A 13,120-nucleotide genomic window follows, 5' to 3' on the forward strand; every position below is an offset into this window, starting at 1 on the left:
ATTGCAGCGCTGCCTTAGAGAGCGTTTTGTTCTGATTGTATCAGATCAAAACGCTCTCTAAGCCCTTTTATTTGAAGCATAATCTTATCGATCCTCGTTTCACTCCGGTCGGATTATGCTCTAAAATGGAGAATGGTCGCCAATGTCACAGATGAGGCAGGTTGAGACGCAGCTTCGCGACATGATCCTCGGTCTGGAACTGGGGCCGGGCGAACGTTTGACCGAGCGCTGGATCGAGGCGCAGTTTGAAGCCTCACGCACGCCGATCCGGGCAGCGCTTCTGCGGCTGGAGGCGGAAGGCCTGATCTGTCGTGAAGGGCGCGGCTGGACGGTCTCGCCAATCAATCTCAGCGAAATTGAACAAATCGGTGTCTATCGTGAAGCGCTGGAAATTGCCGCGTTAAAGCTCACCTGCGCGCTTGAAGATCGCAGTGGTGTGGAGCTGATTCTAGCGATGCTGGACAGCTGTGATGCGGACACATCGCGCGAGGAATGGCACCGGATCGGCATGGATTTTCATATCGAACTGGCGCGCCTGTCCGGCAACGAGTTTCTCAGCCGTGGCGTGCGCGATGCTATGCAGCGCCTCTCCCGGGCGCGCTGGCTGGAAGTGCGCGACGAGGCGGCGCTCGCTCGCGCATGGGCCGAACACCGCTCCATTCTCGATGCGGTGCGCGAAGGAAATACCGATAAGGCGACGGCGTTGATGAGCGCGCATCTGGACGGAAGCCGCAGCCGCCTCGTCAATAGTCTGCACGAGGACCGGCGCGGCCTCAAGGCGCGGGGCTTTGCCGTCATCAGCACGTGACGCAATCATTACCATTCGGGCAGCTTATGGCCGTCTCGCGAATAATATTGCGTGCGCCCATCACCGATGCCGATATCCCGCAAGAGATATTCCGGCGAATGTTCGGTAACGACGATATGAGTACGTTTGCGCGAAAACAGGCGGGAGAATAGTGCGCTCCAGCCGCTTTCCGATCCGTGGCTGACCGTGGGCGCTGTGGCGGTTGTGCAGGCAGAATCGACGTTTTTCATGATCTCACCTATCGAATGAAGCGGCTGTGGGAGGCAGCTGCTCGTTAAACTCTGCCTATAGGTATGCGCCTGAAAACCTTTGTTTTCCAATCGAACCTCGATTAGTATGCATAAGGAGGACTTATGCATCATGACGACAGCGCTTCCCCCTTTATCGGCCATTCGCGTTTTTGAATCCGCCGCCCGCCATGCAAGTTTTACCCGCGCTGCGGAGGAGCTGGGCATGACACAGGCTGCGGTCAGCTATCAGATAAAGATATTGGAGGAGCGTGTCGGCGCGCCCCTGTTTCTGCGTATGCCGCGACAGGTGGAACTGACCGAACTTGGCAGGCAGCTTGCTCCCGCGATCACGGAAGCGTTCGAGACGATGCGCAATGCCTTTGCCAGCCTGCGGGAAGATGCGGAAGGTACGCTGTCGATCAGCGTTCTCGCCACTTTTGCCGCCAACTGGCTGGCGCATCGGCTCGGCTCGTTCCAGATGCGGCATCCGTCACTCGCGGTCCGGCTCGATACGTCCGACAGCATGATCGATTTTGCGACGACTAATGTGGACATCGCGATCAGAAGCGGCTTCGGCAAATGGCCGGGGCTGGAGGCACATCAGCTCATCAAGGCGAGTTTCACGCCCATGCTGAGCCCGGCCTTGGCGGCCACTATAGGCGGGGTGAAAGAACCTGCGGACCTCCTGCGGCTCAAGATCATCGATGTGAGCGATCCGTGGTGGAATATCTGGTTCAAGGCGGCGGGGATCGAAAACCCGCAAATGCAAGGCAATACGCAGAGCCGGCTCGGAGCGCAGCATATCGAAGGTCGGGCGACAGTCGCAGGGCAGGGGGTGGGCATTCTCACGCCTGCTTTCCACCAGATCGAAATCGCTACCGGCCAGCTTATCCAGCCTTTCGATATTCTTGGCGATGATGGGCGATCTTATTGGCTCGTCTATCCCAAATCCCGTCGCAATACGCCAAAGGTGCGCGCATTCAGGGAATGGATATTGAGCGAGCTCGACTGTGGATAGATGCCTGCCAAGACAGGCTCAATCTTTCGACACGGCGAGGAAAACCGCGTGCTGGGCGTCATATGCACGCTTGAAGGCCGGTCGGGCTTCTCCGCGCGCGACATAGGCTGCAAGGTTCGGATAATCGTTCAATATGCCTGAACTCTTCAGCCTCCGCAGCACGGTCACCATCAGAAGATCACCGGCACTGAACGCACCCTCCAGCCAGTCATTGTTGACAAGACAGGCGGAAAGGGCATCCAGTCTTTTGCGGATACGCGCTTCCACGATGGGGATGCGCTGCTCGTACCAGCTTTCCTTGCGCTCTACGAAACCGGCAACTTCCCTTTCGAGGATCACTGGCTCGATGGTGTTATGCGCGGCGAACATCCATGTGATGGCGCGCGCCCGACCATTGGCGTCATCCGGCAGAAGGCCGGGGTTCTGCTCCGCAATATGAAGCACGATCGCGCCGGATTCGAACAGGGCCAGATCACCCTCTTCATAGGTGGGTATCTGCCCGAAAGGTTGCAGATCGAGATGGGGGTGGGCTTTCAGCGCCTCAAACGAGACGAGGCGGACATCATAGTCCTGCCCGGTCTCTTCAAGCGCCCATCGAACGGGCGTGTCACGCGCCATCCCTCGGCCGCGATCAGGCGAATTTTCAAATGCGGTGATGACGGGACGTTTCGGACTGTTGCTGTTGGTGGACGCGTTTTTCATGATGGTTCCTCCTCACTACAGCACAGGCTGTTCGCAAGGTATGTTGCAAACCGTGCGCCGGTTCAGTGGCAGCCTGCTGCCGCTTGCTCTGAGCGGTTCCCGATATGATCGGGAAAATCTCCTCTATTAAATAATACCGACCGGTTGGTATGTCGTCAATGTGGAGAGACAGGAAGATGGGACAAGGGGGCGGAGCGAGGGTAGAAGGAGGAAACCGGGAGATGGGCGTTGGAAAGGTGGGAGCAGGTGAAAGGAAACGGGGAAAGGAGGAGCGGATTGGTGCTGTTTGGATTTAAACAGATCACGGAAAAGCAGCCTATCTTGTAGCGTTCTCATGCATCAATTTCTCCATAACGTGGCGATTAGTTCCGTCGATTGGTTTCGTGGGAGGTAGTTTGTTCCATCGCATAAGAACCAAAATGTCGGGCATTTAATTTTTTTTCCACCGGATGTCACATTCGGCGTTGCTGTCTCGTCATGTCTATCGAACCCCTTGAACCGAAAGGAACAATACCATGACCCCTCTGCTCAACCCGTTCGATGTTGCCCCTGCCACGATGAAATCCTGGTTGAACGCTTCGATGACCATCGCATCCAGTCTGGAAGCGAGCCTGATCGAGCTTGTCAAAATCCGCTCATCGCAGATCAATGCCTGCGCCAATTGCATCAATATGCATACGCTTGAAGCACGCTCTCTTGGCGAGACCGAACAACGCATCTATTTGTTGTCCGCATGGCGCGAAGCACCGTGCTACTCTGAGCGCGAACGTGCGGCTCTGGGATGGGTCGATGCGCTGACCCGTTTGTCACAAGGTCACGATCTGGAAGACGCCCGCACTGCCATGCAGGCACAGTTCACTGAGGAGGAGCAAGTGAACCTTACGCTGATGATCAACATCATCAATGGATGGAACCGCATGGCGGTTGGCTTCGGCCTCTGGTTCGAGCCGGAAGCCAAGAAGCCGGCAGTAAAGGCAGCCGTCTGATGGCTGACACATCCTTGCAAGGCGATGCAGCTGACAGCTTCGATCCGCTGCGCCCGAAACTGATCCGCGTTGCCTATCGCATGTTGGGTTCGGTCGCCGATGCCGAGGATATGGTGCAGGAGGCGTTCATCCGATGGATGAACGCTGATCGCAGCGAAGTGCGCGAGCCGGAGGCCTTTCTGCGTCGCACTGTTACCCGCCTGTGCCTTGATTTTCTGAAATCCGGTCGCAACCAGCGCGAAACCTATTTCGGGCCGTGGATTCCCGATCCGGTTGTCGAAGAGGAAGCGGATGACGATGTCACCCTTCCGCTCATGCTGGCGCTGGAGCGTCTTTCGCCATTGGAACGCGCCGCCTTTCTGCTGCATGATGTCTTCGGGCTGGATTTCGACGAGATAGCCAGGACAATCCAGCGCGATGCCGCTGCCTGCCGCCAGCTTGCTGCACGGGCGCGCAAGCATGTGCGCGAGGAGCGTCCGCGTTTTCAGGTCGACAAGCAGCGCGGGCTCGAACTCGCGCAGGCCTTCTTCAATGCGTCGCGCAGCGGCGACATGAATGCGCTTGGTGCGATGCTGGCAGCAGATGTCAACCTTCAGGCCGATGGTGGCGGCAAGCGCCCGGCTTTCCCGAAGCCTGTTTTCGGCTTCGAAGAGGTGATGAAGACCCACGAGAAACTGGCGGGTTATTTCCGTGGCAACCAGTCCACGCTTTTGCGTACGGTTTTCATCAATGGTTTGCCCGGCATCATCACGCGTGAAGCCGATGGCGAAATCCAGACGACAGCTCTCGATATAGAAGACGGCAAGATTGTCGGTATCTATGTGGTGCGCAACCCAGACAAGCTAAAGCATCTGCACTGAGCAATACTGGGCCCCGCTTTCGGGCGATATGCTTATTTGTTTTCAAACATGTCTTTGTCCCGAAACCGGTTTCCACTTTTTGGAGACATGCTTTACCCGATCAGGTAGCGGCAGGCGCCTGCCGCGCCGATGCCGATCAGCACGGTTGGCAGCATGGAAAAGCGCGTTGCGGCGAAGATCGTGATTGCAAGCGCGATCAGGTCGGCAGGCTTGTCGGACACGAAATCGGGCGCGATAACCGAAATCAGAACACAGCCGGGAGCTGCTTCCATCACCGCCGTCGCACGTTTGCTGAGCGTGCGGTTGCGCAGCAGCACATAGCCGCCGATCCGCGTGAGATAGGTGACACTTGCCATCAGAACGATGGTCAGAACGGCCAATGGATCGATCATTCTTCACCTGCCAGCAGATAGGCTGCAACAAGACCGGATAAGGCACCCGCGGCGACATACCAGGCGCCGGGAATGGTGAGATAGGTCAGCGCGGCCACCACAAGGCTGACCAGCCACGGGCGCGCTGCCGCAAAACCTTTCCACATGCCCGCCAGCAGAACCAGAAACACTGCCGGAAATGCCATGTCGAAACCATAGGGGCGCAGGTCTCCCATCATCGGCCCGAAGGCGGCACCCAGCGTGGTGAATAGAACCCATGCGAGATAGAAAGGAATGGCCACGCCGGCATAGAAGGTGAGGCTCAGCGCCGGATTGACGCCTTTCGACTGGCGACGTTTCGCATCGGCAAGTCCGAGCGCCCAGCTTTCATCGCACATCAGAAACAGGCTCGCAAAAGCCTTGCGCTTGGGCAGATGGCGGATGAAGGGGGCCAGAGCTGCGCCCATCAGCAGATGGCGGCTGTTGACCAGAAAGGTGATCGCAACAATCAGCAGGACATGCGGCGGCGAGGTCCAGAGCTGGATGGCTGCGAATTCCGATCCGCCTGCAAAGTTCAGTCCGGTCATCAGGGGGACTTCGATGACGCTGAGGCCTTTTTGTGCGGCCTGCGCGCCCAGAACCAGCGCATAGGGAATAATGCCAAGCAGAACCGGCAGACCGGCTGCGGCCCCGCGACGGAATTCCGAGCCGCGCCCGGATCTGCTTTTTTGAGGCACATAGGCCTGTGAAATATCCATAAAATTCCCGTTGACCAACCGGTAACTGGTTGCCCCTTGCTCAGTCTCTTGCGTGTTTGCTTGAGAAGTTTCGTGACTATAACCAATTTCTTGAGCAATTTGGTTGCGAATTATGCCCTTATGCATCAATATTTGGCAGAGAATGCCAATAAGGTCAGCATAAATGGAATCGAACGCCAATGAAGCTGGATGATATCGATAAACGGATTCTGCGCGTGTTGCAGCGCGATGGCCGCATCGCCAATAACGATCTCGCACGCGAGGTCGGCCTTTCGCCGTCACCATGCCTGCGGCGGGTGAAGCTTCTGGAAGAGGCGGGCGTGATCGACCGTTATGTCGCCGTGCTGAACCCGGCCAAGGTTGGCAAAGGGCTGACTTTCTTCACGCGCATCCGGCTCGACCAGCAGGATGAGGAAACGCTTCAGACTTTCGCCAAGGAAATCCTGAAGCTGCCGCAGGTGCTCGAATGCTATTTCATGCTCGGCGATTATGATGCGATGATCCGCGTGGTGGCGGCGGATATCGAGGATTACCGCCGCTTCCAGTCGGAATATCTGAGCCGGATCAAGGGCGTTCAGAATCTGAAGACGGACGTGCCAAGCCAGACAGTCAAGCAGACTTCCGAAATGCCGCTCTAACCTGTCTTGCGGGCGGCGATGCCGGGCAGCAGCGCCAGACTAAGCAGGGCGACGGCGGATAGAATTGCACCGGCAAGGAAGGTGGCGGAGGAGCCATAGCTTTCCCACAGCCAACCGGCGCCGATGTTGCCGACAAGCATGACAAGACCCGTTATCACGTTGAACATGCCAAAGGCCGTACCCTTGAGGTGGCCTGGTGCCGTGTCGGCGATGAGCGTTGCGAGAATGCCCTGCGAAAAACCCATATGCAGGCCCCAAAGAACGATGCCGGCAAGGAACGGATAGATCGTGGTCGATTGGGCAATCACAAGATCGGCGACGATCAGGAAGCCGAGACTGGCGGCAAGCAGGCCCTTGCGCCCCAACCTGTCCGAGAGCGCGCCAACCGGATAGGCTGTCAGCCCATAGACGGCATGCATGACAACCATGGTGATCGGGACCCATGCGGCTGCAAACCCGGCTTCCTGCGCCTTGAGGAGCAGGAATGCTTCGCTAAAACGAGCCATGGTAAGGATCGATGCGACTGCAATCACGATCCATACGGTCGCGTTCAGCTTGCCCGCATCGGCAAATCGTGGAAATCCCTTGGAGCGAGCAAGGGGGCGTTTAGGGGGCGTTTCCGGTTCACGAATGCCGAAAATCAGAAGCGCGACCGCAATGAAAGCCGGAATGGCTGCAATCCAGAAAATGGTGATGATGTTGCCGCCGGTTACGAGCATCAGCCCTATGGCAATGAGCGGACCGACGAAGCCGCCGACCGTGTCGAGCGACTTGCGCAGCCCGAAGGCTGCGCCGCGTATTTCCGGCGGTGTCACATCGGCAATCAAGGCATCGCGCGGCGTGCCGCGTATGCCCTTGCCAACACGGTCTATCGCCTTGGCCATTACGATACCGCCCGCTGTCGTTGCCAGCGGGAAGATAAGCTTGGAAATGGCGGCCAGCCCATAGCCTGCGACGGCAAGCGGTTTCCTTCGGCCTGTCCAGTCGGAGATGACGCCCGAGAAAAGCTTGGTCACCGTTGCGATGGCGACTGACAGCCCTTCGATGAATCCGACCATCATGGCCGAAGCGCCGAGACCGGCCACCAGATAGAGTGGCAGCAGCGTCTGTACCATTTCCGAAGAGATATCCATCAGCAGGCTGACGAAACCAAGAATCCATACCGTTGACGGTATGGATGCGGTTTTCTGAGTGGATGCCATGTTGAAAACCCGAATCTGCCGAAGGAATTATCAAGCTGTTAGCACAGTACGAAAAAAGATGAGTAACAAACTCCTATTATTTCGGATAGGCGTCGACCATATTCAGCAGTTTAGCTGTATGCTCGTTGAGTATTGGTTGCATGTCGTCAAGCGAGCTGTGTCGACGGGATTGATGATCCAGTTCTTCGTTGATGCGGTCGGCAAGTGCGAAGAAATGTTTGCGTACCTTCGGAGCATAAGGATTGGCGCGCTCGATGGCCTGAAACACTTCCGGTGCATCGTGGCGGACCATGCCGACCGCCTGCATCATAAGGTCGAAGCTCTTTGTCGTCATGCGGGTTGGTAACGGCTCCATCTGCACCAGAACCTTGGCGATCAGATGCGTCAGACCCTGAACCATTGCGGCTTCGCGGTCGTGGTCTTCTGGTGTCGTGACGATGACGTCGAGGGCAAGATGCTTTTTCAGGAAGGCTGCAACGCGGCGAAATTTTGTACCGCGCACGGGGCAGACGGCGATTTTCAGACCGGCAATGCCGTCACGCGCGCTCTGCGGACCGAAGAGCGGATGTGTGGCGACAATATCGACATGCATGGGCAGGCCGCGCTGCATGATATCGGCAGGCCCGACCTTGACCGAACCGACGTCGAGAACAAGCGCACCGGGGCGCAGATGCGGCGCGATCATCGCCACCACGCGGTCGAGCGTCGCGACCGGCGTTGCGAGGATGACGATATTGCACCGGGCGACCTGTTCCATGGAAGTCAGCGTGACACCATGTATCCGCTCTGTCTGTTCAAGGTCTGCGACGGGGTCGTAGGCATACAACTGGAAATACGGATTCAGGTGACGGGCGATAAGCTGCCCGAATGCACCAAAGCCGATAATGCCAATTTTTATATGCTGATTATTGTCGCAAGACATGGACTGACCTCTTTAGGGCCGCATGGCCAGAGGTGCTGTCCTTGAAACTCAACCGCTGGCAATGCAGCGGTTGAACTATGACAAAGCAAACCCGCCGCTATATGAGCGGGGCGTAATAAGACCGGGTGCTGATGAGTGCTTTGTTCATGCCGCCTAGCTATTCCTGCTTTTGGTCGATGTCAACACACCGTCTATTTCATATAGGCGCGAACCACGTCGACGAGTTCGCCGGCACCTTCGTCGCGTTCCTTTTGCGGAAGGGCGCCATCGGCAACATGCATCAGGATGTGGTCTTCGATCACTTCCGCCATCAGCCCGTTGACCGCACCACGGACGCCTGCAATCACCTGCATGACTTCGGCGCAGCCCTTCTCTTCCTCAAGCATCCGTTCCACGCCTTCAAGCTGGCCACGAATGCGACGCACGCGATTGATGAGCTTCTGCTTTTCACGGATAGTGTGGGTCATGGGAACTTCGGTCCTTCATGGCAATGTTGCGATTTTCAGGCAGCGCGCGTTTCCACCTCCACCGTCACATGCGACAAATCATGGATCGCCGCAAGCTTGTTCCGATAGTAGGACGGTGTCTTCGGCTGCTCCGCGACGATCGACACAATGGCACCGTGATGGCCTGGCCCGAGTTGCCAGACATGCAGGTCAGCGATCTCTCCGCCTTCGCGGCTGATGATCTCCGCGATCTCGTCCGGCAGGTCTTCGTCTTCGGGCAGATAGTCCAAAAGGGTCGAGCCGGTGTCTTTGATCAGCCCCCATGACCAGTGTGCGATCACCGCAGCGCCGACAATGCCCATTGCCGGGTCGAGCCAGAGCCAGCCATAAAGGCTGCCCAGCAGGAGCGCTGCGATGGCAAGCACCGATGTCAGCGCATCGGCGAGCACATGCATATAGGCTGCACGCAAGTTCTGGTCATAGCCACCCGCGTGATCGTGATCGTGGTCATGGTGATGGCCATGATGGTGTGAATGATCGTCCCTGAGAAGCCAGGCGCAGACGAGGTTGACGATCAGTCCGATGATTGCGACGAGAATAGCCTCGTGAAAATTGATGTTTACCGGGGAACTGAAGCGCCAGAAGCTTTCCCATCCGATCAGGAGGGCGATCAGTGCGAGAACGATGGCGCTGGCAAAGCCAGCGAGATCGCCGAGCTTGCCTGTGCCGAACGTGAACCGCGAATTATGTGCGTGCTTGCGCGCATAGAGATAGGCAAGGGCCGCGATCAGCATTGCCGCTGCATGGGTGGACATGTGCCAGCCATCGGCAGTGAGCGCCATGGAGCCATAAAGGCTTCCGGCTGTGATCTCGATTATCATCATCGCTGTCGTGATGGCGATCACGATCCAGGTTCGCTTCTCATTGCGTCGGTGGTTTTCTCCCAGAAAGACATGGTCGTGTCTGGAACTCAGCTGATGCCCGGAATGGTGGGAGTGATGATGTGCGCTCATGAAAACAGCCTCTCTATTAGAATAGGGGGGTATACTATTTTCTGGAGCGCTACAAATCACACTTTCAGGAGCCGACTTAACTTCGATCAGCAGGGGCAACCGCTGGCAACGCCTTTCAACGGCAGAAAAACTCACCTTTCGATGTAGGGCTTACGCCTATTCGAGGAGGCTTTAGACCTGATTGCCGGAATCTTTTCGAGGTCGGGATCAGTTAAGATCAGACTTGTTAACTTGGGGCAAAGCACTGAAGCGCCGCTGATCCGGGCAACACGGAACGACGCTTCAGATTTTGAAGCTGTGCATCGTGCTTTGCTAGAAATCCACGCTGATTTTCAGGCCGGTGCCGTAACGAGAAGAGCGGAGGGATTCATGTCTTCAGAAAAGAACGGGCATTCGCCGCGAAGTCGTGCGCGACGACATTTTCTGGGTCTCACAGCAGCCACTGCCGCCAAGGTTGTGGCACTGGGTGCTCTGGCTTCAACAATGTCATCACGCCCGTCGCAAGCCCTGGGCACGAAATGGTGGCATGGTGGTCATGGTGGCGGAGGAGGCTCCGGATCGCACTGCCTTTTGAAAGGCACACTTATCGAAACGCCCACCGGCCCGGTGGCGGTGGAGACATTATCCGTTGGTGATCTTGTGACCACGGCTTGCGGTGAAACGCGTCCGGTCAAGTGGGTCGGATGGCAGAGCTGCAGAAAAGGCGGCACGCAATGGAATGAGAGCGTGATGCCGATCCGTGTCAAACGTTATGCCATCGACAGCAAAACCCCGCAGCGCGACCTTTACCTTTCGCCCAACCATGCGCTGCTTATCGACGGCGTTCTGATCCGCGCGAAGGATCTGGTCAACGGCCAGAGCATAGCGCGCGTGTCGATGGATACGACAATCGACTATTACAACATCGTTCTCGACAGTCATGATGCCGTGCTGGCGGAAGGGGCAGCCGTCGAAACCTATCTGATGCGCGGCGACAGCTACAAGGGCTTCACCAACTTTGCCGAGTATCAGGAACTATATCCGGACGAAGCCAATATCATCATGCGGCCCTATGCGCCGCTTATGGGCTACGAAGGTGCCCGCCAGCACATGCATGCATTGTTGTGCATGAGCGGCATTCTTCCGCTGCGCGACGTGGTTGAGGAAACCTATCAGCGTCTGGCAGCAAAGACGAGTGAAAGCGTAGCGTAGAATAATGAATAGTACCGGGCGGTGGTAAGAAAGGCGGGGCGCTGATTGTGGTGCCCCGCCTTTCTTGTGAACCGAGTTTAGCCAGCTTCTGCCGTGCGCAGGAAGGATTTCCGTTCCATTTCACTGCCGTTGATCTGGCCTCTCAGTTGCAAGAGGTCTTTTCGGCTGACCAGTCCGCAGAGTTTTCCGTCGCGTGTCACAATCGGGATACGTCCACAATCAGTCGCGATCATCATGTCGGTGATGAACGCCACGCTGTCGTCCTGATGGCCGACAGGTGTGGAGGTGTCGGAAACGGCATCTGCAAGCGTCTGGCTGGACAAATCCGTCTTCCGCTGCCATTCCAGCGCATCAGCGCGCGTCACCATGCCGATCAGTATCCGGTCGTTATCGATGACCGGATAAAGCCGATGCCGTGCCGCTTCCGAGGCAAAAAAGGCAGAGGCTTCCTGCACGGTCATGCTTGCCGGTAGCGTGTCCACATTCGCCACCATGACTTCATGCACACGGGCGGACTCGAACGGGCTTACGCCATATTCGTGCGTGATGTGCTGTCCGCGCCGCGCAATTTTCTCGGTCAGAATTGAACGCTTGAGCAGAAGAACCGTGACCGCATAGGCGGTTACCGTCGCCACGAACACCGGAACGATCTGGCCGAAATCGCCAGTGACTTCAACTGCAAAGAACGTGCCGGTCAGCGGTGCACGCATCGTGCCGCCCATCATGGCGGCCATTCCGAGCAGCGCCCAGAAGCCGGGTTCGCCGCCTGGCAAGATCAAGCCCAGCAGCCAGCCCATCGCGCCGCCGAAGATCAGAAGCGGGGCCAAAACACCGCCGGACGTGCCCGATGCCAGAGCGCAGAGCCAGATTGCGCTTTTGACAAGCAGGACCACCAGCACTGTGGTTGCCAGAAATTTATCATTGAGGAAACCGTCGATGAGATCATAGCCGACACCAAGCGCGCGCGGTTCGATCAGACCGCCAATGCCGATGGCGATGCCGCCGATTGCCGGCCACCACATCCAGTGAATGGGCAGTCGCTCGAATGCATCTTCCAGCTTGTAGAGAAGGGTCGTGAGCAAGCCGGATTGCAGGCCGGCGACAATGCCGATCAGGGCACATGCGACTATTCCCCACCAGGGCAATGCCAGATGAAAATGGGTCTGGAACAGCGGACCTGTTTCGAAAAACAAGGGTCGGTTTGTGTGAGCGACTGCTGCTGCAGCTGCCACAGGAATGAAGCTGCGGGGCTTCCACTCGAAGAGCAGCAATTCGACGCCCAGCATCACGGCGGCAATGGGCGTACCGAAAATGGCGGTCATGCCTGCGGCGGCACCGGCTACGAGCAAGGTCTTCCGCTCGGCTGAACTCATCTGAAACAATTGCGCAAAAAGCGATCCGATAGCTCCGCCCGTCATGATGATCGGACCTTCGGCGCCAAAAGGGCCGCCTGTACCGATCGAGATCGCCGATGAAAGTGGCTTCAGTATCGCCACTTTGAGCGACATGCGACTGCCGCCGATCAGGATGGCTTCGATTGCTTCCGGAATACCGTGCCCGCGAATTTTCTCGGAGCCGTAACGTGCCATCAGCCCGATTGCCAGACCGCCCAATATGGGGATGAGCACGATCCAGAAGGACGGCGAAAGGTGCGCCAGTGTTGCCGGGTCAATGCTGATGCGGCCAAACCAGACCAGATTGGTGACCAGGGCGATCAGGCTTACAAGCACCCATGCGGCAGCGGTGCTGGCGGCACCGATGACGATCGCCATCGCGATCAGGAGCAGCATTCGCCTGTCGGCGGTAAAATCGCCCGCGACGCGGCGCGCGACGCCGCCGGTGAAATCGTGCGGTCTTCGAAACTCGTTTTGCCGGGCCATAGCAAACTCCTGTCTTTCTCGGCGGATACGCTAGCTTGGGGGAGAGCGTCTTGGAGCGCGTATCGATCTGGTTGAATCAGACCGGCGCGTCTCGA

15 protein-coding genes are annotated in these 13,120 nt (G+C 57.4%); 6 read left to right on the plus strand and 9 right to left on the minus strand.

Annotation, left to right across the window (positions count from 1 at the left end; translation table 11 throughout):
- Positions 1–142 precede the first annotated feature (142 nt).
- The gene (locus CES86_RS24010) at positions 143–808 is read left to right on the plus strand and encodes a GntR family transcriptional regulator (protein ID WP_012093294.1); all 666 of its coding nucleotides are present in this window, start codon (positions 143–145) and stop codon (positions 806–808) included.
- Positions 809–816: 8 nt separating this feature from the next.
- On the opposite strand, the gene CES86_RS24015 is transcribed toward CES86_RS24010, so the two are convergent.
- Entirely contained in the window at positions 817–1,038 is a 222-nt protein-coding gene (locus CES86_RS24015) for a hypothetical protein (RefSeq protein ID WP_040128636.1), read from the minus strand.
- Between the two features lie 130 nt (positions 1,039–1,168).
- Here CES86_RS24015 and gcvA point away from each other — a divergent pair, with 130 nt between their 5' ends.
- A complete protein-coding gene (gene gcvA / locus CES86_RS24020; RefSeq protein ID WP_010659137.1) occupies positions 1,169–2,056 on the plus strand; it encodes a transcriptional regulator GcvA in 888 nt (295 codons plus the stop codon).
- Between the two features lie 18 nt (positions 2,057–2,074).
- Here the strand turns inward: gcvA and CES86_RS24025 are convergent, their stop codons facing one another.
- Positions 2,075–2,758: a glutathione S-transferase family protein gene (locus tag CES86_RS24025; RefSeq protein ID WP_012093293.1), complete on the minus strand. Its 684-nt coding sequence runs from the start codon at positions 2,756–2,758 to the stop codon at positions 2,075–2,077.
- 515 nt (positions 2,759–3,273) lie between these two features.
- Here CES86_RS24025 and CES86_RS24030 point away from each other — a divergent pair.
- Positions 3,274–3,744 (plus strand): carboxymuconolactone decarboxylase family protein, encoded by a 471-nt coding sequence (locus tag CES86_RS24030; protein ID WP_010659135.1) that lies wholly within the window; start codon positions 3,274–3,276, stop codon positions 3,742–3,744.
- A complete protein-coding gene (locus CES86_RS24035) occupies positions 3,744–4,604 on the plus strand; it encodes a sigma-70 family RNA polymerase sigma factor (RefSeq protein ID WP_094515608.1) in 861 nt (286 codons plus the stop codon). Before CES86_RS24030 ends, CES86_RS24035 begins: the two co-directional genes overlap by 1 nt.
- Before the next feature lie 92 nt (positions 4,605–4,696).
- Here CES86_RS24035 and CES86_RS24040 read toward each other — a convergent pair whose 3' ends face one another.
- Positions 4,697–4,996: an AzlD family protein gene (locus CES86_RS24040; RefSeq protein WP_010659133.1), complete on the minus strand. Its 300-nt coding sequence runs from the start codon at positions 4,994–4,996 to the stop codon at positions 4,697–4,699.
- Entirely contained in the window at positions 4,993–5,733 is a 741-nt protein-coding gene (locus CES86_RS24045; RefSeq protein WP_010659132.1) for an AzlC family ABC transporter permease, read from the minus strand. Before CES86_RS24045 ends, CES86_RS24040 begins: the two co-directional genes overlap by 4 nt.
- 179 nt (positions 5,734–5,912) lie before the next feature.
- Here CES86_RS24045 and CES86_RS24050 point away from each other — a divergent pair, with 179 nt between their 5' ends.
- Positions 5,913–6,371 (plus strand): Lrp/AsnC family transcriptional regulator, encoded by a 459-nt coding sequence (locus tag CES86_RS24050; protein ID WP_010659131.1) that lies wholly within the window; start codon positions 5,913–5,915, stop codon positions 6,369–6,371.
- Here the strand turns inward: CES86_RS24050 and CES86_RS24055 are convergent.
- The 4 genes from CES86_RS24055 to dmeF all read right to left on the minus strand — a co-directional run bounded on the left by CES86_RS24055 (position 6,368) and on the right by dmeF (position 9,954).
- Positions 6,368–7,573 carry an MFS transporter gene (locus CES86_RS24055; RefSeq protein WP_012093291.1) on the minus strand — a complete coding sequence of 402 codons (1,206 nt, stop codon included), beginning with the start codon at positions 7,571–7,573 and terminating at the stop codon, positions 6,368–6,370. The genes CES86_RS24050 and CES86_RS24055 overlap by 4 nt on opposite strands.
- Before the next feature lie 76 nt (positions 7,574–7,649).
- Positions 7,650–8,495 carry a prephenate dehydrogenase/arogenate dehydrogenase family protein gene (locus tag CES86_RS24060; protein WP_094515609.1) on the minus strand — a complete coding sequence of 282 codons (846 nt, stop codon included), beginning with the start codon at positions 8,493–8,495 and terminating at the stop codon, positions 7,650–7,652.
- Between the two features lie 191 nt (positions 8,496–8,686).
- Positions 8,687–8,962 carry a metal/formaldehyde-sensitive transcriptional repressor gene (locus tag CES86_RS24065; RefSeq protein ID WP_012093288.1) on the minus strand — a complete coding sequence of 92 codons (276 nt, stop codon included), beginning with the start codon at positions 8,960–8,962 and terminating at the stop codon, positions 8,687–8,689.
- A gap of 35 nt (positions 8,963–8,997) precedes the next feature.
- Positions 8,998–9,954 carry a CDF family Co(II)/Ni(II) efflux transporter DmeF gene (dmeF, locus tag CES86_RS24070; RefSeq protein WP_012093287.1) on the minus strand — a complete coding sequence of 319 codons (957 nt, stop codon included), beginning with the start codon at positions 9,952–9,954 and terminating at the stop codon, positions 8,998–9,000.
- Positions 9,955–10,323: 369 nt separating this feature from the next.
- Between dmeF and CES86_RS24075 the strand changes: the two genes are divergently transcribed.
- Positions 10,324–11,145: a Hint domain-containing protein gene (locus CES86_RS24075; protein ID WP_012093285.1), complete on the plus strand. Its 822-nt coding sequence runs from the start codon at positions 10,324–10,326 to the stop codon at positions 11,143–11,145.
- Positions 11,146–11,222: 77 nt separating this feature from the next.
- Here CES86_RS24075 and CES86_RS24080 read toward each other — a convergent pair whose 3' ends face one another.
- Positions 11,223–13,025 carry a chloride channel protein gene (locus CES86_RS24080; RefSeq protein WP_094515610.1) on the minus strand — a complete coding sequence of 601 codons (1,803 nt, stop codon included), beginning with the start codon at positions 13,023–13,025 and terminating at the stop codon, positions 11,223–11,225.
- Positions 13,026–13,120: the final 95 nt, after the last annotated feature.

This window comes from Brucella lupini (assembly GCF_002252535.1).
Taxonomy (GTDB): domain Bacteria; phylum Pseudomonadota; class Alphaproteobacteria; order Rhizobiales; family Rhizobiaceae; genus Brucella; species Brucella anthropi.